Source organism: Wolbachia endosymbiont (group B) of Ischnura elegans, assembly GCF_947251585.1.
GTDB lineage: Bacteria > Pseudomonadota > Alphaproteobacteria > Rickettsiales > Anaplasmataceae > Wolbachia.
This window is the reverse complement of record NZ_OX366371.1, coordinates 946,121-972,222: the sequence shown is the minus strand read 5'-3', so window position 1 is coordinate 972,222 and position 26,102 is coordinate 946,121. Positions and strand designations below refer to the sequence as shown.

At 35.7% G+C, this 26,102-nt stretch carries 27 protein-coding genes, 2 tRNA genes and 2 pseudogenes; 7 read left to right on the top strand and 24 right to left on the bottom strand.

Going from position 1 to position 26,102, the window contains the following annotated elements; all coding sequences use genetic code 11:
- Positions 1 to 53: 53 nt before the first annotated feature.
- Both OPR58_RS04955 and OPR58_RS04950 read left to right on the top strand, forming a co-directional pair.
- Positions 54 to 138: transfer RNA gene (locus OPR58_RS04955), tRNA-Leu, on the top strand.
- A 62-nt stretch (positions 139 to 200) separates the two neighbouring features.
- Positions 201 to 671 carry a hypothetical protein gene (locus tag OPR58_RS04950; RefSeq protein ID WP_265023104.1) on the top strand — a complete coding sequence of 157 codons (471 nt, stop codon included), beginning with the start codon at positions 201 to 203 and terminating at the stop codon, positions 669 to 671.
- 487 nt (positions 672 to 1,158) lie between these two features.
- Here OPR58_RS04950 and OPR58_RS04945 read toward each other — a convergent pair whose 3' ends face one another.
- Complete coding sequence (locus OPR58_RS04945; RefSeq protein ID WP_265022212.1) at positions 1,159 to 2,118, bottom strand: IS5 family transposase; 960 nt, start codon at positions 2,116 to 2,118, stop codon at positions 1,159 to 1,161.
- 578 nt (positions 2,119 to 2,696) lie between these two features.
- Here OPR58_RS04945 and OPR58_RS04940 point away from each other — a divergent pair.
- Positions 2,697 to 3,476 (top strand): J domain-containing protein, encoded by a 780-nt coding sequence (locus tag OPR58_RS04940; RefSeq protein ID WP_265023103.1) that lies wholly within the window; start codon positions 2,697 to 2,699, stop codon positions 3,474 to 3,476.
- Positions 3,477 to 3,508: 32 nt separating this feature from the next.
- On the opposite strand, the gene tnpC (OPR58_RS04935) is transcribed toward OPR58_RS04940, so the two are convergent.
- Positions 3,509 to 4,447: an IS66 family transposase gene (gene tnpC, locus OPR58_RS04935; protein WP_265023147.1), complete on the bottom strand. Its 939-nt coding sequence runs from the start codon at positions 4,445 to 4,447 to the stop codon at positions 3,509 to 3,511.
- A 159-nt stretch (positions 4,448 to 4,606) separates the two neighbouring features.
- Positions 4,607 to 5,950, bottom strand: a complete 1,344-nt coding sequence (gene tnpC, locus OPR58_RS04930; RefSeq protein ID WP_265022247.1) for an IS66 family transposase — start codon at positions 5,948 to 5,950, stop codon at positions 4,607 to 4,609.
- A 279-nt stretch (positions 5,951 to 6,229) separates the two neighbouring features.
- Here tnpC (OPR58_RS04930) and OPR58_RS04925 point away from each other — a divergent pair, with 279 nt between their 5' ends.
- Positions 6,230 to 7,195, top strand: coding sequence for an IS110 family RNA-guided transposase (locus OPR58_RS04925; protein ID WP_265022277.1), 966 nt, complete (start codon positions 6,230 to 6,232; stop codon positions 7,193 to 7,195).
- Positions 7,196 to 7,265: 70 nt separating this feature from the next.
- Here the strand turns inward: OPR58_RS04925 and OPR58_RS04920 are convergent, their stop codons facing one another.
- The 3 genes from OPR58_RS04920 to rsmA all read right to left on the bottom strand — a co-directional run bounded on the left by OPR58_RS04920 (position 7,266) and on the right by rsmA (position 10,338).
- Positions 7,266 to 7,688, bottom strand: coding sequence for a DUF6444 domain-containing protein (locus tag OPR58_RS04920; protein ID WP_265022563.1), 423 nt, complete (start codon positions 7,686 to 7,688; stop codon positions 7,266 to 7,268).
- 244 nt (positions 7,689 to 7,932) lie between these two features.
- Positions 7,933 to 9,420 carry an IMP dehydrogenase gene (gene guaB, locus OPR58_RS04915; RefSeq protein WP_010402276.1) on the bottom strand — a complete coding sequence of 496 codons (1,488 nt, stop codon included), beginning with the start codon at positions 9,418 to 9,420 and terminating at the stop codon, positions 7,933 to 7,935.
- A gap of 123 nt (positions 9,421 to 9,543) precedes the next feature.
- Complete coding sequence (gene rsmA, locus OPR58_RS04910) at positions 9,544 to 10,338, bottom strand: 16S rRNA (adenine(1518)-N(6)/adenine(1519)-N(6))-dimethyltransferase RsmA (RefSeq protein WP_265023102.1); 795 nt, start codon at positions 10,336 to 10,338, stop codon at positions 9,544 to 9,546.
- Between the two features lie 77 nt (positions 10,339 to 10,415).
- Between rsmA and OPR58_RS04905 the strand changes: the two genes are divergently transcribed.
- Together OPR58_RS04905 and OPR58_RS04900 are read left to right on the top strand one after the other, a co-directional pair.
- Positions 10,416 to 10,488, top strand: a tRNA-Thr gene (locus tag OPR58_RS04905).
- A 24-nt stretch (positions 10,489 to 10,512) separates the two neighbouring features.
- Positions 10,513 to 11,214, top strand: coding sequence for a triosephosphate isomerase (locus tag OPR58_RS04900; protein WP_265023101.1), 702 nt, complete (start codon positions 10,513 to 10,515; stop codon positions 11,212 to 11,214).
- Here the strand turns inward: OPR58_RS04900 and OPR58_RS04895 are convergent.
- The 6 genes and pseudogenes from OPR58_RS04895 to OPR58_RS04870 all read right to left on the bottom strand — a co-directional run.
- On the bottom strand, positions 11,152 to 12,843 hold the full coding sequence (locus OPR58_RS04895; protein ID WP_265023100.1) for a recombinase family protein: 1,692 nt from the start codon (positions 12,841 to 12,843) through the stop codon (positions 11,152 to 11,154). The two genes, OPR58_RS04900 and OPR58_RS04895, sit on opposite strands and share 63 nt — an antisense overlap.
- Positions 12,752 to 13,027 (bottom strand): hypothetical protein, encoded by a 276-nt coding sequence (locus tag OPR58_RS04890; protein WP_017532679.1) that lies wholly within the window; start codon positions 13,025 to 13,027, stop codon positions 12,752 to 12,754. Before OPR58_RS04890 ends, OPR58_RS04895 begins: the two co-directional genes overlap by 92 nt.
- Positions 13,028 to 13,133: 106 nt before the next feature.
- A complete protein-coding gene (locus OPR58_RS04885) occupies positions 13,134 to 13,595 on the bottom strand; it encodes an ankyrin repeat domain-containing protein (protein WP_236514967.1) in 462 nt (153 codons plus the stop codon).
- 25 nt (positions 13,596 to 13,620) lie between these two features.
- On the bottom strand, positions 13,621 to 14,268 hold the full coding sequence (locus OPR58_RS04880; RefSeq protein ID WP_265023158.1) for an ankyrin repeat domain-containing protein: 648 nt from the start codon (positions 14,266 to 14,268) through the stop codon (positions 13,621 to 13,623).
- Positions 14,269 to 14,438: 170 nt separating this feature from the next.
- The gene (gene ltrA, locus OPR58_RS04875) at positions 14,439 to 15,740 is read right to left on the bottom strand and encodes a group II intron reverse transcriptase/maturase (protein WP_265022346.1); all 1,302 of its coding nucleotides are present in this window, start codon (positions 15,738 to 15,740) and stop codon (positions 14,439 to 14,441) included.
- A 665-nt stretch (positions 15,741 to 16,405) separates the two neighbouring features.
- Positions 16,406 to 16,780: pseudogene (locus OPR58_RS04870) on the bottom strand (phage tail protein); the annotation flags it as partial.
- Between the two features lie 221 nt (positions 16,781 to 17,001).
- On the opposite strand from OPR58_RS04870, the gene OPR58_RS04865 reads away from it, so the two are divergent.
- The gene (locus OPR58_RS04865; protein WP_264336326.1) at positions 17,002 to 17,946 is read left to right on the top strand and encodes an IS110 family RNA-guided transposase; all 945 of its coding nucleotides are present in this window, start codon (positions 17,002 to 17,004) and stop codon (positions 17,944 to 17,946) included.
- Between the two features lie 230 nt (positions 17,947 to 18,176).
- Here OPR58_RS04865 and OPR58_RS04860 read toward each other — a convergent pair.
- The 12 genes and pseudogenes from OPR58_RS04860 to OPR58_RS04805 form a co-directional block, all read right to left on the bottom strand.
- A pseudogene (locus OPR58_RS04860) lies at positions 18,177 to 18,964 on the bottom strand (phage tail protein); the annotation flags it as partial.
- Positions 18,964 to 19,764, bottom strand: a complete 801-nt coding sequence (locus tag OPR58_RS04855; RefSeq protein WP_265022509.1) for a baseplate assembly protein — start codon at positions 19,762 to 19,764, stop codon at positions 18,964 to 18,966. The gene OPR58_RS04855 and the pseudogene OPR58_RS04860, both read right to left, overlap by 1 nt.
- A gap of 2 nt (positions 19,765 to 19,766) precedes the next feature.
- Positions 19,767 to 20,102, bottom strand: a complete 336-nt coding sequence (locus OPR58_RS04850) for a GPW/gp25 family protein (protein WP_265022510.1) — start codon at positions 20,100 to 20,102, stop codon at positions 19,767 to 19,769.
- A gap of 2 nt (positions 20,103 to 20,104) precedes the next feature.
- Complete coding sequence (locus OPR58_RS04845) at positions 20,105 to 20,359, bottom strand: PAAR domain-containing protein (protein ID WP_047759655.1); 255 nt, start codon at positions 20,357 to 20,359, stop codon at positions 20,105 to 20,107.
- The gene (locus tag OPR58_RS04840; protein ID WP_047759504.1) at positions 20,356 to 20,820 is read right to left on the bottom strand and encodes a phage baseplate assembly protein V; all 465 of its coding nucleotides are present in this window, start codon (positions 20,818 to 20,820) and stop codon (positions 20,356 to 20,358) included. Before OPR58_RS04840 ends, OPR58_RS04845 begins: the two co-directional genes overlap by 4 nt.
- Positions 20,807 to 21,286 carry a hypothetical protein gene (locus OPR58_RS04835; RefSeq protein WP_265022511.1) on the bottom strand — a complete coding sequence of 160 codons (480 nt, stop codon included), beginning with the start codon at positions 21,284 to 21,286 and terminating at the stop codon, positions 20,807 to 20,809. The genes OPR58_RS04840 and OPR58_RS04835 overlap by 14 nt, the downstream gene beginning before the upstream one ends.
- Before the next feature lie 9 nt (positions 21,287 to 21,295).
- Positions 21,296 to 21,784: a phage tail protein gene (locus tag OPR58_RS04830; RefSeq protein ID WP_265022512.1), complete on the bottom strand. Its 489-nt coding sequence runs from the start codon at positions 21,782 to 21,784 to the stop codon at positions 21,296 to 21,298.
- Positions 21,785 to 22,090, bottom strand: coding sequence for a head-tail joining protein (locus OPR58_RS04825; RefSeq protein WP_015588264.1), 306 nt, complete (start codon positions 22,088 to 22,090; stop codon positions 21,785 to 21,787). It abuts the gene before it with no gap.
- 97 nt (positions 22,091 to 22,187) lie between these two features.
- Positions 22,188 to 23,192, bottom strand: coding sequence for a major capsid protein (locus tag OPR58_RS04820; protein ID WP_019236398.1), 1,005 nt, complete (start codon positions 23,190 to 23,192; stop codon positions 22,188 to 22,190).
- Between the two features lie 32 nt (positions 23,193 to 23,224).
- A complete protein-coding gene (locus tag OPR58_RS04815; RefSeq protein ID WP_265022513.1) occupies positions 23,225 to 23,593 on the bottom strand; it encodes a head decoration protein in 369 nt (122 codons plus the stop codon).
- 67 nt (positions 23,594 to 23,660) lie between these two features.
- Entirely contained in the window at positions 23,661 to 24,695 is a 1,035-nt protein-coding gene (locus tag OPR58_RS04810) for a S49 family peptidase (RefSeq protein ID WP_019236400.1), read from the bottom strand.
- Complete coding sequence (locus OPR58_RS04805; protein WP_265022514.1) at positions 24,695 to 26,101, bottom strand: phage portal protein; 1,407 nt, start codon at positions 26,099 to 26,101, stop codon at positions 24,695 to 24,697. The genes OPR58_RS04810 and OPR58_RS04805 overlap by 1 nt, the downstream gene beginning before the upstream one ends.
- Position 26,102: the final 1 nt, after the last annotated feature.

The following is a 26,102-nucleotide window of genomic DNA, read 5'->3' as shown; positions in this document are numbered from 1 at the left end:
GCTAAAAATTGTTTAAGTATATTATTTAATTTTAACATAGTAAATCACAAAAAGCCCGGGTGGCGGAATTGGTAGACGCGCTAGCTTCAGGTGCTAGTAACTTTTTAAGTTGTGGAAGTTCAAGTCTTCTCTCGGGCACTCTATATTGATTTTTGAGTTAATTAATGCTATAATATAACATATTTACTATACTTAAGTTTATGAGTTGCGACAAAGAGAGGCTTGTTTACAGAAAGAAAATAAGAACTTATTCAAAACGCTTAGTTACTGCATTATCTATTGCTTCTTTGAGTGGGTACATAGCAGCATTAGCTTTGAATATTTCTGCCTTAAGCTTGTATTTTACTATTGCCAGCACTATACTAAGTGCACTTTCTCTTGTCTTAAATGTATGGTCATTAACTGATCATTTCAGTCAGCGTGACCTTAATAAGCAACTCGTTCCTCGGCAAGAGAAACTAATGAAGATCTGTCTTGATATTGCATCTAGCGTTTCATTTTTAATAGGAGGAATTACATCTATATTACCTCTTGAATTTCCTATTATTCCCTTTATTTCCGTTGCTTTTTTTATTCTAGGTTGTAGCTTTATGGCAACCAATTTCATTCGAACTATGATTAGTCAGCCGCAAATAGATGAAACCAAAACCTCAAAGCTAGTGATCATTTAAACATTCAATCTGCAATAGCTGCCTAATTATTACATGTTAATAAATTAGCTTATTTAACTTGACAAATTACGCCATCTCCCTTACTATAATAGCAAAAGTATTTATCCTTGTTTTTAATCTCTGCAGATTTAACAACAAAATTCAGTAAAAAACTCAGATATTTATTGGCAAATTACATAAAAATTATAGCGGCTGCATGTCTTTTAAATTTTTTCTACATTCAGCCAAATCGCGCTTATTTTAAGCGTTAGCACATTATCAATTTACATTATTAAAACTCGCTATACGGGTTTTTTTGTCTTTTTTTTATTTAGTAAATTTCTTAATATTTGTAGCTAAAGTAATTTTAGAGAGCCAGCGCGTGACGCTGGTTCCTGGATCCCAGTGTCGGAGCACTGGGATGACAACAAAGGGCTACTTGAATGATACCCATATTCCAGGATGGCTTTGTTGCATAGCACTGATAGGCATGTAAATCACAATGAACTTACGCAGCTAATTTAAATTTAGCCATACCAATATCAGTAAATTTGTTCAGTAAGTAGCACTTAATTAACAGCTCTTTTTCACGATTTACCTCTGATTTATTTTTCAAGCCAAACCCAAATATTTGCTTCAACCTATAGAAAAAGACTTCAATATAAGACCGTGCTCCATACTTAACTTTTTTCTTCCATTCATTAATACCATCTTCATAATTCTCATATGACCTAATTCTACTAATATACTTGTTTCTTTCTGATAAGTAGTCAGCTAAACAAATTTTAGTATCCTTCCTAGGGCGAATAATAGGCACAATATTGTATTTTCTGCATTCTTTATACACACTTTTTATATCATAAGCCGCATCTGCTCGAATAGAACAAATGTTATATTTATCACTGACTTCTTCTAACATATCGCAGACCGGCAAATAGTCTACAGCAACACCACTAGTGTAGTTCATGCTTATTGCTTTCTTATCATTTATGTTTAAAATAACATGTAATTTTCTTACTTGACCATAACCACTGTATTTTCTTTTTCGAATATTAAGCTTACTATGCCCACCGTTATTATTGTAGATACTAACTCTAGTGCTATCTACGGCAATTTCAACATTTTCCAGATCATCTTTATTGCTTCTATGGTCATCAATCTTCAAATTAAGCTTTTTAAATCTTCTGGAAGCTTGTGTATAGCTGATAATCTTAAGTTTTTTGCCTATTTGTACCATATAACCTTTTACAAAACCTACAGCTTGTCTCAAGCCAATTCTAAAAAGATGAACTATTATGTGTATTAAAATTACAACTTTATCACTATAAGTGTTATTGCCACCTGCAACTTTTGGACTATTTTCATACCAATTTTCTATGGCTTGATTAACAAAATGAAAAACATTTCCTCTTTTTTTTAGAAACTCATTATATTCTCTTTGGTTACTTACTCTCATTTTTTGTGGCATAAGTTATACTTGTTTGAAAAATGCCTATTTTACAACAAAATGCGTTAGTAACCATAAGCTTTTCTCCTTACAATAACCTCAACCAACACTAGCTATGCAACAAAGCCTTCCAGCATTTGATGCTGAAATCCAGAAATTTTTACTATAAACAAGCATATTGAGCACAAAATTATGCTAAAACACAACGTTTTTGAGATTACGGAAAGCCAGTGTAAGCTACTTGGATGACATCAAAGAGAGGGTACTGGGATTACACAAAAAGGGCTACTTAAATGACAAGATAGATAGAACTGGCATGAATTGGATTTGAGTAACTCAAATGACCAATGAAAACTGTAACCCTAAACATTGAAGCACTATTATGCACTAAATGATAACTTTCATACACTTGTCATGGTAGTCGTGAAAGAAATAATTCATACAATAAGCATGAATGAAAGAATTGACATGATTTGGAAATTTATATATTATAAAGTATTAATAGTTAGTTAATTTATGAGGTGGAGACATGGGCTATAAGCTAAGAACAAAGAGAATATGATTATAATGAAAGTTTATTTAAAGAGATAGGCATTCAAGTGCAAGAAGTAGAAGGTCGTAACTTCTTAGAAATATCTAATATAATAGCAAAAAATTATAGAAGGTTATCAATAAAGTGTCACCCAGATAAACCAGGAGGTAGCGATGAAAAAATGCAGGCCCTCAACAGAAATAAAGCAGCACTTTTGCAATATATTAAACCACTAAGTGGAAAGAATCAGGGATTAATCATTCCTGAAGAAATGCGAAGATGTGTACAATTGATTAAGCAACGTCAGAATGATAAGCATACAAAGTATTATGTTGTTTTTAGTTTAGTAAGCTTCCTACTGTTCATCTCGTCATTAGTGTCGTATATTTACTTGGGGTGTAAGCTATATAAGGCTGCTAATTTTACTGATACACTTGGCATTTTGTTTAGTGCGAGCCTAATAACATTTGTTACAACTTTTTTCTTATCTATTTATTTGATATCACCTTTAATGAAAGAAATTGTAGATTTGCAAAATTCTCAACGGGAACAAGGTGAAAATTTAGATCAAGAAGAGAGATGGGAAGAAATATTAAAAAGTAAAAGATTTAAATATTTCATTTTTACTTCCCAATGTTCGAGTTATCTCCCTCCTATTTTATTAATAGCAGGTTTGGTGTTACAGTACCAATCTAGTTGCTTAAACAGTAAAATACTCATCGGATTTGCTGCATTACTAGGTTGTAGTTTATTACTACACTTAGCAAGTGAAATCTACGAGAGAAAAGTTGTAAATCTTGTAAAAACTGAAGGAATAGGTGATGAACAAAATGTACCTATAGGGTAACCGTTCACGGATTGTGAGAATGAATTAAAGAACTAAGCAGTGACAGCTACTAGATTCTGTAGCTTTTGAAAGGGGTTCTGGCCATTTAGACGTGATGTCAAAAATATCGACAACATTCTTTCCACGAATCTTTCTCCACGTTCTGACCAGGTGAAAAAGCTGTTTTTACGATAAATTACGTACCGTCTAATTTGCCGTTCTGCAAGGTTATTAGTTGTTTCTATCACTTCAGGTTTTCTTAAAAACTTCCACATCATATCCTCAGATCGTAACATCTTAGCGGCCATTCTTGAAGCTTGAGTGCTATTTGCAACCCTCGTCATTTTACGTAAAAAATGTTTTACCCTTTTCCGAATTTTTCGCACCAGTCGATAAAATCTCAAATTATCTATCAAATTTTGTTTTTTTGCCTTATCTACTACAAACACCTTATTGCTGAGCGATTTTAGTGCTTGGCCAATTTTGCTCACTTCAACATTTTTACTATGGGCAAATCTCTCAAAATCTCTTGCCAGATGTGCCCAACATATCTGTCTATTTTCACGATTGAAGTAGTTGTATACAGCGTATCTATCGCTCACAACTATACCATCATATTCTGGCAGTAAACTCTTCAACACCTTCTTACCACGAGACTCGCTTACCTTCAGAAGTGTCAACGCTTTGTTTGTTATTACCCAACTCCAGCCTCTCTTTCCTTGATTTCTGTGCCCTGTTTCGTCTATATGCAAATACTCGCTTCCTTGCAACTCTTCCTTCATTTTCTCATATTCAGATGCACACTTCTTCGATACCCTGCGTTCAGTATTTGAGACTAAACCAAGGCTTATATTTAGATTAAAAATACTGCCCAAAATTTGCTGTACCTCTCTTTTTGAGTTAATAAAAAAGCCGCTAAGGCTGCTTATAACTGTTTTAGCATTGGGTCCTAGAAAATCTCTTGCAACACCTTCGGGTAAATTTGCTGTAATTCTTTTATTACATACTCTTATATGTTAAAAACAAGTCTTTATAAATGTCACGAAATGGCGGTATAAAGACACGCAGAGAGGAGGAACCGTACATACTCTTGGTCATAAGGACCGTTTTGCAGCAAGGTTCTCCTGTAACCGTTCACGGAATATTCCCAATTAGGCAGGAATAGCGACTAAATTCTGTAGTTTCTGGACAGGATTCTGATCATTCAAACGTGCAGTCAAAAATATCGAAAGCATTCTTTCAATGAACTTTTCTCCACGTTCTGACCAAGTGAAAAAACTATTTTTACGATAAATGACGTACCGTCTAGCCTGACGTTCTGCAAGGTTATTGGTTGTCTCGATCAGATCAGGATTGCGCACGAATCTCCACATCATATCTTCAGAACGTAGTATATTGGCAGCCATTCTCGAGGCCTGAGTTCCTTTTGCAACCCTTGTTATCTCTCGCAAAAAATGTTTCACCCTTTTTCGAATCTTCCTCATTAACCGGAAAAATCTTAAATTGTCTATCAGGTTTTGTTTACGTGCTCTATCTACCACAAATACCCTGTTGCTCAGCGATTTTAATGCTGCGCCAATTCTGCTCACTTCAACATTTTTACTGTAAAAAAACCTTTCAAAGTCCCTTGCTAAATGGGCCCAGCATATCTGTCTGTTTTCACGATTAAAGTAATTATACGCAGCATACCTATCGCTTATAACTATTCCATCATACTCTGGCAATAGCCCTTTTAATATCTTCTTTCCGCGAGATCCAACTAACTTCATAAGTGTTGCTGTTTTATTCGTTACTACCCAACTCCAACCTTTCTTTCCCTGGTTCCTATGGCTTGTTTCATCTATATGTAAATACTTGCTTTTCCGTAGCTCTTCTCTTATTTTTTCGTATTCAGATATACATTTTTCTGATACTCTACCCTCGGTCTTTGATACCAAACCTAGGCTTATATTCAGATTAAATATGCTGCTCAAAATTTGCTGTACTTCCCTTTTTGAATTGATAAAAAATCCACTAAAACTGCTAATTACTGCTTTTGCATTAGCTCCTAAAAGATCCCTTGTCACACCTTCAGGCAGACTAGCTGAGATCCTTTTCTTACACGCCTTACAGTAGCCTTTTTGTAGCCTATATTCAGTCACTATCGGTTTAATTTTTGGCAATTCAACCTTTTGATGCACAGTTTCTTCTTCTAAAATAACTTGGCTTCCACACATGCAAATTGTATCAATTGAACATTTTACCACCTCATCTGCTACCATCAATTCCCGCTTGTGCGCTTCATGTCCTGGCTGCCCGCCTGGTTTTTTATCGCTCTTCTTTTTTGTCTTTTTGCGATATACATCTTGCGATGGTGGCAGCGATGAATTTTTTGAATTTAAACCCAGCTTATCCTCTAGCTCAATTATTTTTGTCCTTAACTTATCATTCTCTGCTTTCAGAGTACCAACTTCTGACTCCAATACCACAATCTTTTCTTGTAGCACCTCTATCATCAACCCCTCATCTATCTAGTTTATTGTTTTTTATACTAATTATGCAATTTTTGTAAACTACTTTCTTATACCGTGAATGGACAAAGTTGATAAGCCTAAACGCCATCATGTCTTTAGGAGAGTCTGCTAATGAAGGCTCTTAAGTTGACGCCATTGCGTGAACGGTTACAGGTTCTCCTCTCTGGTTTATTATACTGAAAGTTCCGAACAACTGGTTGAGCTTTTAGGCTCGTATATAAGGGTGGAAAATGCAGTATACACATTATTTATGGAGGGATTATGAATTTATCAAATATTATTACTGGCATTGATATTAGCAAAAATAAACTAGATATCCATATTCATCCACTTGGACATCATAAAGTATTTGAAAATAACGTTCAAGCTATTGATCAAATAATCGACTTTTTGCGTTTACATAACGTAACCAAAGTTCGACTTGAAGCAACTGGTGGGTACGAAAAATTATGTGCTTATACTTTATTAAGCCATGGTTTTGAAGTATATGTCATTCAACCAAGATGGGTGAGAGATTATGCAAAAAGCCTTGGTATTGCTACTAAAACTGATAAAATAGACTGTAGCATCATCTCACGTTATGTTAGTAATACAGACATGCGTGTCACTCCTTTAAAAGTTAGTAGTATTGACTGTTTGAAGCAAAAATTATCTCGCAGGAATCAACTAGTAGAAATAGCAAAAATACAAAAAACCCAAGCTCATCAAGTAACCGATTTATCTATAATCAAACAAATGGAAGAGCTACTTGCAGTTTTACAAAATCAAATTCAAGTCTTAGAAGATGAGGTAATGGAATTAGTCGATAAAAATCAAGAGCTTAAAAAAAAGTACATGTCAATAACTAGTATACCTGGTGTAGGTGCAATAACAGCTATTACTTTTATTTGTTATCTACCCGAGCTTGGAACTCTCCAACATAAAGAAATATCCAGCCTTTCCGGAGTTGCACCTTTTAATCGAGATAGTGGTTTTAGTAAGGGAAAAAGGTGTATTCAGGGTGGTAGATCACAAATTAGAAAGGTTTTACATATGTGCATTCTTAGTGCGCAAAGGTACAATTCTTATATAAAAATCTTCTTTGATAGGCTATACAATCAATATAAAAAACCATATAAAGTTACCTCTACTGCTGCAATGAGAAAATTACTTATCCTTGCTAACTCTTTAGTAAGAGACGGTAGACTGTTTACTGAGGAGTATAGCCCTAAAACTGCTTCTATATAGCAATAGCATAGCTGTGAATAAGTACGCCCACACAAATTTTAAGTACTTATTCACAGCTACATCAATTTTTCTATTGACTTTTAACACAACTGCTACAATGTCCTCTTTGCAACCTGTACTCAGTTACAATTGGCTTAATTTCTGGCAACTCTGCCTTCTGATGAATAATTTCATCTTCTAAAGTAATCTTACCTCCACACATACAAATTGTATCAATTGTGCATCTCACTACCTCGTCTGCAGCCATTAATTCACGCTTATGCACCTTATGTCCTGGCTGACCTCCTGGTTTTTTATCACTTTTCTTTTTTGCTTTCTTACGATATATATCTCGTGATGGTGGCAGCGATGAATTTTGCGAATTTAAGCCCAATTTGTCTTCTAATTCAACTATTTTTGCTTTCAAGCTATCATTTTCTCTGATCAGTGCTTTTATTTCTTCCTTGAGATTAGCGTTTTCTGCTACAACCTTTTCTTGCAGCACTGTTGTCATTTACCCATTCCATATTTAGCTTCCTATCTCTTTACACTTTTATACTTACTTTGTAAACCACCTTATCTCCGTGAACGGTTACCTTATAGCACTGATTTTGATCAAAAATTTTATGTAGTCAGTTTATTTACAATCGATTTTCCAGTGTCAGCCACTTAGATGACATCTTTTTGACTCTTAATATTAATATGTTTATACAATTGTGTACCAGTGTTGAAATGACCCACTCAAAAGGGGATTGTATTTACTCTGAATCAGATGATAAATTAGATGCTTGGTAAGCGTAATTTGGAGCTTCCTGTGTAATGATTATATCATGAGCATGACTTTCTCTTAACCCTGATGAAGTAATAGTGACAAATTTGCAGTTTTTTTTCATCTCTTCTATATTACGGTTGCCAGTGTAACCCATTGCAGCTTGCAACCCACCAATTAACTGACAGATCACTCCTGAAGCTGGACCTTTAAAAGGAACTCTTGCTTCTACTCCTTGTGGGACTAAATCAAGTTTTGAATCTTGAAAATAACGGCTAGCTGACCCTCGTTTCATTGCACTAATAGATCCCATTCCTCGATATTCCTTATATGCTCTACCCTTATACATGATAATCTCACCTGGGCTTTCCTCAGTACCAGCAAAGATTGAACCTATCATCACAGTATCAGCACCAGCTGCAATAGCTTTTGCAACATCTCCCGAATATTTTATTCCACCATCAGCAATTAGTCTGACGTTTTTTGCTCTACACACCTCTGCAACATTCTTGATTGCAGAGAATTGCGGCATACCAACACCTGTAACTATTCTGGTAGTACAAATTGATCCGGGCCCTATTCCAACCTTTACTGCATCAACACCAGCATCAATTAACGCTTCAGCAGCCTCCTTTGTTGTAATATTTCCGCCGATTAATTGCGTATTCGGATACATCTTTTTTATTTCCTTAATGGTGCTGATAACGTTCTCGGAATGACCGTGAGCGGTATCTACAATAACCACATCGACTTCCTCTCCGATCAAAGCTTCACATCTTTCTATACCATCTTTTTTACCAGTACCAATTGCAGCGGCAACTCTGAGTCGACCTTTACTGTCTTTACATGAATTTGGATATCTATTGTATTTTTCGATGTCTTTAACTGTGATTAGACCTATGCAACAAGAATTTTCATCAACAACCAAAAGCTTCTCTATTCTATTTGCATGCAACAATTTCATTGCTGAGGCGCTGTTTACTGCCTGCTCTCGAACTGTTACTAACTTATCTTTTGTCATTACCTCGGAAACTTTTATATTCATGTTCTGGTCTTCAATAAACCTCACATCTCGATTAGTTAAAATTCCCACTAACTTGCGTTGATCAACTACAGGAATGCCGGAATAATTATACTCTCTCATTAATGAAACTGCTTCTGCAACTGTTTTATCTGGGGAAATTGTAATTGGGTTATACACGATCCAGCTTTCATATTTTTTCACCCTTCTTACTTCTAACACTTGTTCATCTATTGATAAATTCTTATGTATGCAACCTATTCCACCATGTTGGGCAATAGCTATTGCAAAGCCTGATTCAGTGACAGTGTCCATTGCAGAGGATATGAGAGGGATATTTAGTTCTATATTATTTGTTAGATAAGTTCTTGTGTCTGCATCGCGAGGCAATACATCAGAATAGGCCGGTAAGAGAAGTACATCGTCAAACGAATAACAAGCTTCCATTTTTTTCATATGCTTTATTTAAAGCTTATACGCCAATTAATGAAATTGCAATAGAGCTTTTGCAAAATTAGCCTGGCTCCAGCTATTTTTAGATCGAAATAGGATAGAAGAGGAATGTAGCTCCTAATATATTTATCGCAAAATTACATTATTTGCTAGCAAACAGAACTGCTCAATAGTTAAGCTTTCTGGACGTTCGTTTCCACTCAGTTTAGCATTCTCAAGAATAGTTGAGACATCACTAGTTATACTTTGCAAGCTATTTCTCAGCATCTTTCTTCTTTGAGCGAACACAGCACGTGTTAGCTTTGTTAAGGTTTCTAAATTTACTGTAAATCTTGGAGTGGGTAAAGGTTTTACTGTAATTACTGAAGAATATACTTTTGGTCTTGGAAAAAATTCCTTAGGTTCAATATCAAATTCCTTTTTTATGTCGCATAGTAACTGGCTTAGCACTGATAGGGAACCATAATCTTTAGAATTAGGTTCTGCTGTAATACGCTCTGCTACCTCCTTTTGGAACATTAACGTCAAATTCGTAAAAAATTTTATATTATTTAACCACTTTAAAAATAACGCTACTGAGATATTGTAAGGCAAGTTAGCAATGACTTTGACTGGACATTCTACCAGCTCTTTTTCTACAACATTAAGTGCATCTGCTTCTATAATTCTATATTTTCCCTGATGCTCATTTAGCAATTGTTCGTGATGTTTCACTAAACTACTATCTTTTTCTATAGAAAGTAGAAACTTTGGATTATACGCCAATATTTCTCTTGTTAACGCACCATACCCAGGACCAATTTCAATAACATTAAAATCTTTCAGGCTACCAGCTAAGGCAACTATTCTTTTTGTTATCTCATTCGATAAAATAAAATTTTGCCCTAGACTCTTTTTTGGCTTCAGTAAAAATTTTTTCATATGATCTTAGTATGCAGTATTTTAAAAATTAGTTGACGAAAATTCATCAATAATTGTATATTGTCAGTGTATTTAATGCCGGCTTAGCTCAATTGGTAGAGCAACTGACTTGTAATCAGTAGGTTGTCAGTTCAAGTCCGACAGCCGGCACTCTCATTCATATAAGAAAAATTGATGTCTTTTTTAATAGTAGCAAATTGGAAAATGAATGGAACACGTTCTTCATTTGTTGACTTTATGAACAAACTCAATAACAAGAGTAACGAGATTACCTCTAAATTAGTAATTTGCCCTCCTTTTACATCATTTCCAAGCAATATAGAGTTGAACAACAATATTAAAATAGGAGGACAGAATTGCCATCATAAAGAGTTCGGTTCTTACACAGGTGAAATTAGTGCAGGAATGTTGAAGGAACTAGGATGTAGTTACGTAATACTTGGACATTCTGAAAGGGCTCATGAAAAAGATAGTGAAATAAAACTTAAATCGAAAACAGCAATAGAATCAGGATTACACCCAATCATCTGTGTAGGTGAAAACTCAGAAGATTATAAAAATAAAAAAACAAAAGAAGTAATAGAATATCAATGCAAAAACCGTTTGCCAACACAAGGTAAATATACCATAGCATACGAACCGATATGGGCAATAGGAACAGGAAATGTGCCAAATAATGACGCAATTGCTGAGGTAATAAAATCCTGTACTGGTAAAAAACACATTATATATGGTGGTTCAGTCAGTTCAGAAAATATAGAAAACTTGCTCAGTATTCCAAATTTATCAGGAGTTTTAATTGGCAGTGCAAGCTTAGATTTTGATCACTTTTATAAAATTATACAACAAGTCGAGAAAAAATTTTCTCTTAATTAATTCTAAAGGATAAATACTCTTATTGTCATGACGTCCAGTACAATGTTGCAAATTAAAAATCTCTCCATCCTGGGCTGGTTCTTCGATTCTAAATGCCACCTCTACCTGGTCATGACTAATCTGAATTCGTTCTACTAATGCTTTAATGATACCACGCTTAGTTTGCCAATCTAGCTGTTCCAAGTTCGATTTTATACTAGTATAAAGACTCTTTATACTGTTGATGATAAGGTTCATTCCCTTCTCTATTGCTTTTTGATCAACTACCTTTTTCTTCTCTTCTTCTATCCCTCTTAAGCGTTCCCTCATTCTTTTCATCGTCTGTTTAAATTCTTCCTCACTTATATATCCTTTATCTCCTACATTTTCTTGACTATAATAGTCTTCCATTAACTTTTCGATGCCTTGTTTTATTTGATTTTCCCTTCTTGCAAACTTCTTATCTGATGATTCATCATTTTTATTTTCTGCAATTCTACGGTGATACTCATTTTTTATTATCTCTGGGTTTTTTAGTAAATTTTTCACCTTTTCCCATATAGCTGTTTCTAACATATCTGTACGGACCAATTTATTAGTACACTTCTCCCTACCATCAGTAATACGTATAGTACTACTACAGCGATAATAGCTAAACTTTTTTCCCTCAACTCCACATTGTGCACCACTATACGCATATCCACAGTTTTGACACACAACTAGACCTTGTAATAGGTATTTCTTTTTTCCTCCCTCTCTCTGCATCCTTGCTCTTTTTCTATTTTCATCCAGTTGCTTTTGTACTTTATTAAATAACCCTTCATCAACTATTTTTGGTACTGGTATATAAATCCAGCTGTCCTCATCTGTGCGACAGATAGAAATCTTTTGTTTATTTCTTTCTCTTTTTTCAACCCTCTTTAATTTACCAAACGCTGCTTGTCCTTTATATGCTGGATTTCTTAACACCTTCCAAATTATTATTGGACACCACACCTTCTTTCCAGTTCTTGTTCTAATTGACTTATCTCTTAGTCTACGTATCACTTCCCTTATACTTATTCTCTCTTGCCCTACCCACATGAATATCTGCTTTACTATTTTTGCTTCCTCTTCATTTATTTCAAACTTTGTCTTTTCTCTATCTACATGCTTTATACGATTATAACCAAAAGGTGCAATGCCAATTACACTTACACAGCCTTTTTTTGCTCTATGGAGTTTTCCCCTACGACTACGTTCCATAATCTTTGTACACTCATATTCTGCCACTAATCCTTGCATTCCCAATAACAATTTAGACTCTGGATTATTTTCAGTCTTATGATTTAAGAATATTACTTCTACTCCTGCTTTTTCAAATTCATCAAGTAATATCATTTGATGTGCAGATTTTCTTGATAGTCGGTCAGGTGAATGAATATAAATTTTATCAATTTGATCTTCTCCTACTTTATCACGTAATGCATCTAAACCTTCACGTTCTAAACTCCACCCACTAAGCCCATCATCCTTAAATTCATACTCATTCAATAACTCATGCTTATCTGCAGCAATTCTATGCTTGAGCTCGGCAATTTGACTCTCTATTGTATTGTTCTGCGCTTGACTCTTCGATGAAACTCTTGCATATAAGGCCACTGTTATCATTTTTCTTTATCTCCTTTTCATTGTTTCTTTTTACCGCATACCTTAGTAACAGCTCATAGGCGTCTGCTAGATGTTGTTCCGCTAATTCATCTGGCTCGTATCGGCAAGTTAATGTTCTTTTTCTCATAGTTTCTCCTGCAAATGTTTTTGTAGTGCAAGGAGCCTTACCACTCCTTTTTTCCATCAATCCATTTACTCTTATGAAAAAGACCAACTTTTATCAGCTACAGCCTTCAAATTTGGTCTAGCCCTTCCTTTACCAACTGCTGTTGCGCTTTCTGATACGACTCTTATTTTTTTAACAAACTTTCCATTTTCTCTGTTTCTTTCTTTAATACCTCGGCTATTTCTTTGCTATTTTTCGCATAATCCATCGCTGTTATTCCAAATTTATCTGCTTGCTCTATTTCAGCCCCTGCTTTTACTAGCTCCTCCACTATTTCTTTTTCTCCTACCATACATGCAAGATGCAGCGGAGTGCATTTATTGCCATACTCTTCAGCATTTACATTCCCTCCTGATTTTATCAATTCTCTAACTGTTTCTAGACGTTTCTCCGTTATCGCTAGATGCAGTGCTGTATGTCCTCTTACATCTGCTGCATTCACATCTACTCCTTTTTCGATTAATAACCTCACTGTTTTTACCTCTACTGCATAATGTAGAGCTGTTCTTCCTTTTTCGTCTCTTTCATAAATATTTTTAAACGAGTTCTCTAATAGTGACTTATCTTTTTTACCCAGCTTTACCATAACTTACCCCACCTTTTCTTTAAACCTAAGCCTTCCTTTTTACCACCTCATCTATCATTGCATTCACTTGGCTGATTATCTTGCTTGCTAAATTTTGACATTCTTTCTTTATTAGCGATTTGTCTCTCTTCCTTATTTCTCCTATCTCTATTATTTTTAGCTCCGGCAAATAACTCCCATTCAACATGTCTGCTATTTCTCCCACTAGCCCCTCTATTCCATAGCACGTCAGTTCTCTACTTTTTGTTATTCCTCCTTTTTCTCTCAAAAATTTACTCGCCTTTTCACTCTCTTTGCTATCACATAGACGATACTTTTCACTTTCCCAGATGTAATACATTGGCGTTGCGCCGTACTTATTCAGTTGATTAACTTCAGCTCCAGCCTTTACCAGCTCTTTTATTATTTCAACTCCTGCTCCTTTGCACGCAGAGTGGAGTGGCGTACATCCAGTGACATATTGAGTGGCATTTACTTCTGCTCCTTCTCTTAGCAGCACTTTTACATTTTCTAAACTTTTTGCGAATACTGCACAGTGCAGAGGTGTATAACCATTTTTATCTCTTGCATTAACCTCTGCCCCTTTTTTTATTAATAACCTCACTGTTGTGTAATCGGAGATTTCTACTGCTTGGTGCAATATCGTCTCTCCTTCTTCATTTCTTTTATTAATATCGTTACTTGATACTTCTTTAAAAAACTTACTCTTGCTAAAACTGTTTGGTAGAAGCTGTAGCTTTACTCCTCTCGTTTGAGTTTTATTACTACAACTCCCCCTAAAGAACCGTGCTTGCAGATTTCCCGCACACGGCTCATCAATATTAGTTTTCACAGTCGTCCCTCTTATGCATATAAAGAAAAATGTATTTTTGGCTTTGGTAATGGATTTACTTCTACGTAGTGTACAAACTGTTCCCAGGTCATACTCTTTTTCTGACTACGCCGATTTATCCATTTAAATGCTAGCTTTCTTACTGATGTATAAAATTGTTTTAAACACCAATAATTTCCGCTAATACCAAAGTAGTTATAGTGTCCTGTTAATTTAGCCTTCAGTACTTGCCACCAATCTTTAAGTCGAATACTTCCGCGGACTTTTTCCAACCACTCTTTGATTTCTTTTAGTTTTCTGGCTAGATTTAACTTTGAGGTTTTATGTCCCATCATTAATCTACCAAGACGACTTTTTGCACCATAGTGCGTAAACCCCAGAAAATTGAAACTTTCCGTCCTTCGTTTCTCTCTTATCGCTTGTTGCCACTCCCTCTTGCCAAACTTTACTACTCTGGTCTTGTTTTCAGATACTTCCAACCCGAATTTATTTAACCTTTGTTTCAGTAATTCCAGAAATTCTTCCGCGTCTACCTTACTTTCGCAACAAACCACAAAATCGTCGCAAAACCTTATTAGTTGTATATATCCTCTGGATCTTGGTTTAAATTTCTTTTCAAGCCATAAATCCAACACATAATGTAAGTATATATTTGCTAATACAGGACTTACTATACCACCTTGGGGTGTACCTTGTTTTGTTGCTTCATAATATCCAGCTTCAACTATCCCTGCCTTAAGAAAACGCTTTATTAACCACAGTAAATTTGGGTCAGTTATTCGTTCCCTTAGACATCTCATTAGCCATTTATGCTGTATATTATCGTAGAACTTCTTGATATCCACTTCTACAATGTAGTTTATTGGTTTGTACCTAACTGCTTTATCTAGTGCATTTACCGTTTGATGACAGTTTCTTCCAGGTCGAAATCCATATGAGCTGTCCAGAAAGTTTGCCTCGTAAATATTTTCTAATATCTTCTTCAGCATAATCTGTACCAACTTATCCTCAGTTGATGGTATTCCGAGTCCGCGTTTCTCTTTACTTCCGGCTTTTGGTATATACACCCTCCTCACCGGTTGTGGTTGATATTGCTTTCCCTTCATACTATCCACTAGTCCTTCCAGTCGCTCTTTTAGATTTTCTCCGTAAGCTTCCACTGTTACCCAGTCTATTCCACAAGCCTTGTTACGCTTTAGCTCTTTATAACACTCTGCAAGGTTTCCTACATTTATTAGATGTATTAGCGATGTGAATTTCAGTCGCTTATCTTGCTTTGCTCTTACTGCTATCTGGTTTAGTTTATCTTGCATGTTATTCCAACCTCCGTTGTATTGGCATAGCAATCCCTATACCAGTTACTATATTGCTGATCGCTTCCCCTTGTACGTGGCTTTCCCACACTCCGAGTACTATCAATCAGTCCGACTTCCTCTGCATCTTCCGCTAGTTCTTGCCTTTGTTGACTTGTTCCAGCGTACCTTTATAGGAATGCATAGGATCTCCCAAGTTCACTTGAAGTCCATTTCAATACATGGCACGGTCTCAGATCCCGATAGAGTGAGTGATAACTCGCCTTTGCATTATCCCTCATGCTGTCTTCCACCGAAATGAAAATGTCGACCTCTATGTCTTCAGGTATTTCGGGACTCAATCCCTTCACTTTCGTTGTACCCTGCATTGTCCATTCCACTAGCTCTATTACACTCGTTACCTCATGCAACATAGTGGTCTGTTCTAAACTGTTGGCTAGACTTTGTTTATGTTGGATTTTCACCAACTGTTCTCCAAGCACTTCTTGGCGCACCATTTCATACCTCACAAAATTAGCTTTTCTAGCGTCAGATAAATTTCTTATATTTACCTGCTGCTATTCAAGTCATGTCTATTTTAGCATAAGAAAGCAAGTCTTTTTCTTTTTATTTCATACACTTTTACCTATTATTAATATAATATATGAGGATCTAAATATAAATGCTTAGCTTATTAGAGATATTACTTGACTACTTTTCCAACTTCTGTGCAAATGTCGATGTTCGTGCCACCTAAGTACTCCTGGGTAAAACACTAAAATGTAATTTTCTAATTCGTGTATTGAGTCTTTTTGCTCTGAATCTGAGTCATTTTTATAGTAAACGTTGTGTTCTGCTAAAACATATTTTCTGACCTTCTGATCTGTATAATTTTCTACTTTGTAACGATGGATAATACTGAATCTTTCTAAAATTGGTTTGTGTTTTAAATTCCAACGTTGCCCTGAAAGTGTATCGCTTCCCAATACAAATTTATTTCCTCTTTCCTCTACACTACCAACTGGAAAACATGCGTTTATTTCTCCTAAATTCCAACTGTTGTAAGTTAAAAATATGATATAAAGGAGATAAGAGGGAAGATAACCCTACTCACTATAGGAATAGAGTTATCACGGGCGTGTGCGACCGACCAACTGTTGGTATTATAACCGTTCGGATCAAGGTACACTAGCCCATCTCTCGATACGTTTGAATAGTTGCATGGGACATATGTATGCACCCGTTTACAATCTTAAATTAATTAAAACTAATCGAGGTTATTATGATTACATCTTATCAAAATTTTATTGGCATTGATATCGGAAAATTTAAAAATGTTGTTGCAGTTCACAAACAGAAGAACGCTGTCGAATTCGACAATGATACTGCTGGCTGGCAACAATTGTTTCAAGATTTTTCAAATATCTTACCTAATTCTTTAGTAACTCTGGAAAACACTGGAAAATATGAGCTTGGCTTAGCACATTTTCTTGTTGATAAAGATATTGCTGTACATCGAGCTAATACTCGCAAAGTAAAAAGCTTTGTTCTATCTCATGGAACTTTAGCAAAGTCTGATCAATCAGATGCAAGAGCCCTTGCTCAGTATGGGTTTGAACGCTATAGTACTCTATCTCTATTTGCACCTATGTCAAAAGAACAAACAACCTTAGTTGCACTTTGTCAACGTCGTGATGACATTACAAAAATGAGAGCTCAAGAGAAATCTAGGCTTGCAGCACCTGAAAACGACCATATAAAAGAAAGCTGTCAGAAAACTATTGAATTCTTTAATAGCCAGATAGATGAGCTCAACAATACCATACAAAAAATTATTGATGAGAATCCAGAGTTACAAAAGCGCCAAAAAATCCTTAAAACAGTTCCAGGAATAGGTGCAAAATTATCTCAAGATTTTCTGTGTCTAATGCCAGAACTTGGTTATGTAAGTAGGGGAGAAATTGCAAGTCTTGCTGGAGTTGCACCTCATCCGAAAGAAAGTGGTAAAACTATTGGTTATCGCAGAATAAGTGGTGGCAGAAGCAACGTTCGTGAAAAGCTTTTTACAGCTGCGATGTCTGCTTCAAGGTCTAAGTCTGCGCTTGGTGCCTTCTATTCAAGGCTTGTTGGTAAAGGTAAAAAGAAGATGGTGGCTATGACAGCTCTAATGCGTAAAATCATAGTAATTGCCAATGCGAGGCTTAAAGAAGCAGTCAATGTGAATTAAAAAAATCTGCATAGAAAATAGGTTAACGAATATGTGCGTCTACACACATTTAAAGCACATATTCGTTAACCATAAGATCTAAGCAGTAACTGTTGTTTGATACAAAATTTTTCTATGATTAAGTTAGGGTTTTTATTGTCAAAAATGCACTTTTTACTCGAATAAAAAACAAAATTACAAACAAAAGTTGTAATGAAACTAAATTCAAAAAATTTTAAAAAACATAGTTGATCTGATAATACTATCTGCGCTTTTGCAAATTTAATCGATGGTAATAAACTCTGTGGTAATGGATATAGTGCTTTTAAGTTGTACCACAAATGATTTCTTTCATAAATACCGTTATAATTCTTTGTGTGAGGCTCTGTTTCTCCAAGGATTGCTACATCTAGGCGATATATATCATTGCTTAAAGCTCGTTCATAATGATCGCGTAGATAGTTTTCTATAATCCTAATAACTGGACCACTAGACCTGAAAAATTTACTCTTCCAAATGATAACACTGGTCCATCTTTTTCTATTTTTACCCCTGAATAATCAGAAAGAAGATCTCCAAATAAACTCTCATCCAATATAAATCTCTGCACATTATAATAATCGTTAAAAATCCTCATCAACCTCGATCTTACAGGCAGTGATAGTTTTGCCAGCTCTACTACTGCATCTACGAAGAAGTCATTTGGTACCTCTTTTATCCCTACTTGCAACTCAAAAAAGTGTTTACCGGGTGGTTCTTCGATGATTGTAATGTCTTCTATATTTGCCCACTTGAGTGCTATTTTAAGTGATTTAGGTGTTCCTCGCAGTCTTTGAAATTTTACTCCTTCTACTACTGCTTTTCTTCTATCTTTTACCCAGCGTAGTATTTCTTCTAAACCATATTCTTCTATTATCCACGGCAATGTTTCTTCTTCCAATCTAAATTTAAATCCTCTAATACAGCTTGGATCAACCTTATAATCTATCGCATCTACTAGCGCTTTTTCCTGTTTTGTTGCATTTGGTGGCAATAACATTAATTCAACTCAATCTTTAAATTTTTCAAATTTGCAGATTCATTTCCCAGAACCACAACATCCTCTCTTGGCTCGATCAATTCCACATTTTCTACACCATCTACAAATAGATTCGCTATTATCCATGATCTTGTTACACTCCACCCTAATCTTTTTACTAATTCAAACTTCTTAATAAACTGCTTCTTGATTTCTTCCTCTGATATTACAGGACTCATGCTCATTCTGCTGTGAATATCTATTTCCGTAATATTGCAACCAATTACTGTTATCGTATCTGTTAAAACCCTTATATCATCTCTAGTAACCTGCTTTTTTACAATTTCTAGTAGTTCTTCTGACACTATGCCAGTTGTGGATAATTGTGTTGATAAGATTGAAATTTGTACTTTCCCTGGTATAGGTGATTCTACTAATGCATCTTTTACTCTACTATCTGCTGACAGTGCCTGATAACGATAATACTCTTTACTTCCTCCTGTACTCCAGCCTTTTATTTTTGCTTTTATTCTTTTTCTAAATCGTTCGTCCTCTTCTTCTTTTTCTCTCTCTACTCCATAAAATTCAGCTAAATTACCAAGATCTTCTCCCGTTGCAAATTTTAGTAAATTACTTTTTACAGCTTCATTTATTCTTTCTCTAAGCAAAAGTTCTCGCCATGCTGCTACTTCTAATACCTTCATTGCTGGATCACTTTCTACCAATCCTGTAAAACTTGCATCTCGCTTTACTAACTCTTCCTTCATTCTCGAAAATATTTCCTCATATCTTAGTTTTTCAATAATATTAGATGTTTGCATTTCTAAACAACTACTCCACTAATATTTATGAACTTGCCTTCTGAAAGATAGACACCTTCTAAATTCAATGTTACTCTCCCTTCTTTTACTCCTTCAACTTTTACTTTTTCTAACTTAAATCTCTTTTCCCATTTTTCCAAAGCTTCTGCAGTTGCTGCGTAAATTTCTAGTGTTAAATCACGATTAACTGGCTTATCCACTAATTCAAATAATCTTGAGCCATAATCTCTCCTCATTATTCTACTGTTAATAGGAGTGGTCAGTATATCAATTATCGACTGCTTTAAGTGCTCTATTCCTTCTAACGTTTTTCCTGTTTTAGCATCCATACCCTTCATTTCTATTTTGCAAAAACGCTTTCACTGCCTTTTATTACTTTAAACCCACATGAAACTATATCTCCTACTCTTCCTACACTAAGACCATTTGCAAACACTGTTTTTGATCCTTCAGTTAATGCTCTTCCTTCACTAAAACTGTCTCCTTGTCTACATATTGACTTACCGTTTACAAAAACATTATTACTTCCGCTAATGCAGAAATGTGGTATAGCTTCTCCACAGTAGTCTCCTAACCTCACTATTCCTTTGTTCAATTTAAGTCGATCCTTTCTGCTTTCAGTTTTATTCCACTTTTTGTCATTTCTATCTCTGATTTTCCTACTTTGAAATTTAATTTATCCACTACAGAAATTTCAAGATTCTTGCTCTCTTTGTCATACAATAACTTTGTTCCATCTTGAAATACTAAACTGTTAATCATTTCACTATTCTCTGGAGCAGAATAATTTTGCTGATATATTCCAGCTAGTACTACTCCTAATGATAACTCTCCCAATGGTGACAATATTACTACCTGTTCATTTATGCTTGGTGGTAGCCAGCTTCTTTCCTCTCCTGCTCTAGAAGTTATCCATGGAAGAAAATCTGTTAAAAGTTCTCCTATCTTCACTCTTACTTTTGCTTTCTCATAATCTACTTCTTTTACAACTCCTATTCGTACAATGTTTGCTAACTTTCTTTGCAGCTCTGAAATAGCAAAATTACTCTCTAACATTTTCTTCTATTATAATCGTATGTGGCTTAATCTTATTTTCTGTCCATATCGATTTACCTAAATGAAGCTGATGACTCCAATCAACCATCCACACCAAATATGCATCTAATTCGGGTCTAAATCCGTCAATTTCCGCAGAGATAAATTCTCCTGGTGAAACATTTTCCACATTCCAAGTATTTTTATTTACTACTCTCGCAACCTCAGCAGCTAATGTTCTAACAACTACCGAGGAATCCTCTACTGTTCCATCAACTACAATCCTCGCCTCAAACCTGGCTTTCAATGCTAATTCATCAGTACCTGCATCTTTACCTGGTTCTAAACTTGTTAGTTCTACAAACACCGCTGGCGCTACTAATTCTTTCCTTATTGCTGGATAAATTTCACATGTCTGTATAGCCAGTATTTCTTCCTTCAGTGTGCTGCAAATTGCTTTATGTAAATCTTTCCAGAACTTTGTCATGCATATAATTTAACTCATGTAATGTATAAAATATTTTTCAAATACCTTTTCAACTTCATAATTAACAAGATTCCCTATTATCCTTGAAGCCTCAGGTTCGAGTGGCAACTTAACTTCCTTTATTGGCAATGCTGCCCTTCCTTCACGTTTAAACATACCGCTATTTCCTTTTGGCATAACTGCTGCAAATCCTCCTATAAACTCATGCTTTCCTACTTTCGCACCTCTTCTTGTTTTTTGTATTTTGCCAATTGTCGATGCTCTAATGTCGTAGAGATTTGCTCTAATTAACACTTCTAATCTGCTTGTTTTTGCTTTAAAAATTCTTAATCTCTTTCTTATCAAACTTAATTTTATTCTCTTTTCCTCACTAATTTCCTTAGCTGCTTTTGATTTTAGCCATATTGCTGTTTTGTTTAATGCACTCACCGTCACTTTTTCCACTTTTTTCCTTTCAGCATCTATACTTTGTATAATACTACCGGTGTTAATACGCATTTATACTCCTGACGCTCGAATTTTCCATACCATTCCTGAATTATCTTGCAGCGGTGGAGAATATACTTTATATTTACGGTCACCTATAACAAAAATATCTCCTACAATTGGCTGCAGTACATCAAACGCACTTATTTCCAACACTAAAGTTTCTCCTACAAATTGCCCTTCACCAATCTCGTATAATTTATCTGGCTCTTGCTTTAACACCTGTACCATATATGACTTATCCTTTGATTTATATAAAGCCACTTCTCCTAAATGGGCAAAACAATCTTCTAATAATCGCTTAATATTCTCTTGCATATTTCTTTTTGATATACTAACCTTTACATGCTAAGAAAGCGCATACCGGTAGAGTCGTTCTGTGCCTCACCACTTTGTAGTTACTCTACCAGTATTGTTATGCTGCAACGATCTTGACCAAAACGGCCGGGCGGTGGCACATTGGTAGAGGATTTGACTGCGTATGTAAATCGGTCCCTCTATCAAATCTTCTTGGCTCTTGTTTTGCATAGAGTGGCTGTCCGAGAGTATTCACCGTCTCATTAAAGTCTGCTGGTGCAAAATATGTTGTAAACGTGCTTGCTGTTCCTAGTGGAAAACAGTGCCCTGTATCTTTCTCAATAAATCTTCTAACCGTTCCTTCAGGGTCAGTTGCTTGCCCTCTATATTCCTCAAACGTTATGCCACAAAATGTAAACCCTGACCTCATATCATTTCGAAGTGCTGCTCCTTCTTGCCATCTTTCATATGCTTCTTTTACTTTTGCATGAGAAGTTAGTGCATCAAAAAACTCAGGGCTTACCAAGGCATGAATTCCAGTCATATATTCACCACTTAGGTTATCTTCTATATGCCGCAATACTTCCAGACACTTACGTTTTACATCTGTTGTTGCTGTTCCCAGTGCAAAATTTACTACTTTTGGTGTTATTTCAAATTCGTTGTACAGATTTAATAATTCTGACCCATCAGCATCTAAAATTATTCCCTTCAGCGCTCCCATTCGCAAATGCTCTAATGTTATTGCATGTTTGTTTCTCATTAGCTGTAAATGGTCAGTTATTACGTCTGCTAGCGCTTTAAGTTCACTTTCTGATCCAAATGCCCTTATTCCCTGTACTTCCTCTGGTAACACTACATCATCATGCGGAATATGTGGAATCGTAAATGTTCTTACCTTTCTTTTTCCTCTTTTTCCTACTGTTGCTGGCGCCCCTGGTACTTGCGTTGGTAATAAACTTAATACTCCGTTGTGTTCTTCTATGGTAATATGTCTAAATCTTACTGACCTACTTGGAAACAAATTTAGATTTTCAACTCGTCCATAATTTATCGGCAATATATTTATCGCATTTGTTAGTGCCGTCATGCTAAATGCTGTATTTGTAAATGGATTTTGCATTTTTTCTCTCCTTTTTTTCCTATTAATTTTAGTTAAATTCCCTTGCGGACAATGATCCCTCGTGCTTCAAGTTGCTTTATTGCTGCAACTTTCTGCTCTTCAGTGATATTTGCTGGCCACACAACCGCATGATCTGCTAGTATTGCACAACGAGTAATAATTACTGCTTTAGCATTTTCTGTCGCATTTACATCACTTACTACTGCACCTATCGCTGTTTGTGTACCATCTGTGGCAGTTGGATTTATTATCTTAACCATGCTATCTTTATCGAGAGCCACTACTGTACCAAGCTTTAGGTTCTGCCCTTTTGCTACTGTTATCTGATCTCTTGAATATAGACTTGATGCCTCATACTTTAATAAGTCACCCAGATTATTTTGTTCGCTTATACAACTCATAAATTTCTCTCCTTAACTGCTTACCGCCGCTTTTATCAATGCTATATACGGCGGTTATAAAAATACTTTAACTCCTACGACTTTTCGCTACCTGCATCATCAATTCTTCTCCTGAATTCTGTGGTATTGCACTCAGTATCTCTGTCTTCTTTGTTCTCTCTGCAAGTAATTCCATTAAAACTTCCCTAGCTTGCTCAACACTTACACTTTGCTCAATAAATTCTCCTATCTTTTCTGGCATCTTCGATAAATTACATAAACGTATTAATTCAAGAACTTCAGTACGATACTTGGTTAAATTATCAGTTTCTAGGTCATTTGTAGTTTGTTCATTCATAGTAATACTCCTGTTTTTATTAATAGATGAAAGAATTGTCATTCCGTCTGCAAGGCCTATTTCTACTGCTTTCTCCCCAAAATATAGCCCTGCCTCTGTTGATCGAATCTTTTCAATTGAAAGACCTCTGTTCCTTGCTATTAGCTGCAAAAACATTTCATATAGTCGGTCTACTTCTTTTTGTAAGCTTCCCAGACTTTCAGACGTCATTGGCTCATGTGGGTTTAAATCATTCTTTCGACTACCAGCAAAGATTGTGGTGTACTTAACACCTTGCTTTTCATCAAATCTACTTTGATCTATATGACTTGCTATTACTCCAATACTGCCAACACCAGAAGTTCTGCTCACAAATACCTTCTCAGCGCTTGAAGCTATAGCATATGCAGCAGAGTATGCATCATCATTTGCTATCGCTATTATCCTCTTTTTTGCTCTTGATTCATAAATAAAGTCAGCTAGGTCAAATATACCGTTTACCTCTCCTCCGGGGCTATCTATTTCCAGCATAATTGTCTCTATGCTACTATCTGCTAATGCTTGTTTGATTTGTTCTTCTATTTGCTCATATGATGTCATCCCGAGCATTTCATCAAACGCACCTGGTTTTTTAGTCAAGATTCCATGTATTGCTATAATTGCAGTTCTTTCTACGTTACTTTTGATGGAGTGCTTTATGTTTTTAAACGTGGGATGTTTTTGATTGTTTAATGACAATAGCTCAAAACTCCTTGGTTCAAGCATTAATGGTTTTCCTAAGAGCATCATAATCCTTTACAATCAGAGTCAAACATTAAGTTGAGACTATTTGCACGTTTTTGATCTTCTGCTATTTCTTGATCTATTTCTTCAACATCGTAACCCATTTCTGATACTACTTCCGATCGACTCTTAAATCCATTCCTTACTGCCATTTGCTGCGATTGCTGGTCTTTCAGTGGATCCACCCAATCAAATCCCTGTGGTATCCATTTTACTTCTTCTTTCGCTGCTTTTACTACTTTTTCATCTATACTCAGTTCTCCACAAAACACTGCTAATTCTAGCCATCTATTCCAAATAGGTCTACAAAACTGGAACACTATCACGTTATGCTGTAACATTGCGCACCTTCTGCGAAACTCTATCAACCCTGCCCGAATGGATGAATAATTAACACCTGTTAAATCTCCTGTTAGCTGCTCATATGTTATTCCTGTACCTATTGCTATTGCCCTCAGTTGCTGTCTCATAAACGCTTCATAACTTCCTCCAACATCTGATGGCTCTGAAAATTTTATGTCCTCTCCTGGGTCTAAAAGCTGCATTGTTCCAGGTTCCAGGCCAGATAGTGCTACTCCTTGCTCACTTGCTTCACCTTCTCCCATGATATTTGCTTCTGGATCAAGTCTCGTAATAAATCCAGCAAACATTGCTGCAGTTTTCTTTCTCACCAGCTCTGCATCATCATATTGATCAAGCTCATAAAGCTTCAGCAGTATATTAGAAAGCCAAGGCTCCCCTCTGATTTGCCCAGGTCTTAATGGTCTATAAATATGTAAAACATCATTTGCTGGCACTCTCACTGATTCTCCAAACGAGCCTTCACCAGGGTGTTCTTTAAATAGGTAATATGCTTCTCTTTGCCCAAGCTTGTTAAACTCAATCCCGTTTCTTATTACATTACCATTTCCTAAAGTTTGATTTGTTTTATTATCTAAATGTTCAGACTCAAGTACTTGCAGTTGTAATGGCACAGAAAATCTATCTTCCAGCTTTCTCGTTCTTAAACGTACAAAACATTCTCCTCCCTCTATCATACTTCTGCATACTAGAGCTTGTAATCCATAAAAATCACTTATTCCACAGCTATCTGCTTCATCTGTCCATTTTAGCCATAATTCTTGCACTTTCTTTCGAAATTCTCCATCTCTTGCTTTTGATTGTGGTTTTATTCCTGTTCCAATAGAGTTACTTACTATCGTATCAATTATATTTGCAGCGTAAGGATTTTTTCTCACCATATCACGTGATCTACTACGTAAAGTTTCAAGGCTTTGAGACAGCAAATTGTTTATACTTCCTAACTCTGGTTGAAAGTGAAAAAATCTTCTTCCTGAGCCTGCTGCATCCCAGGCTGAACTTTTGATTTTTGGCTTGTTGAATAATTGTTTGAAGGTTTTTAGTAGCATT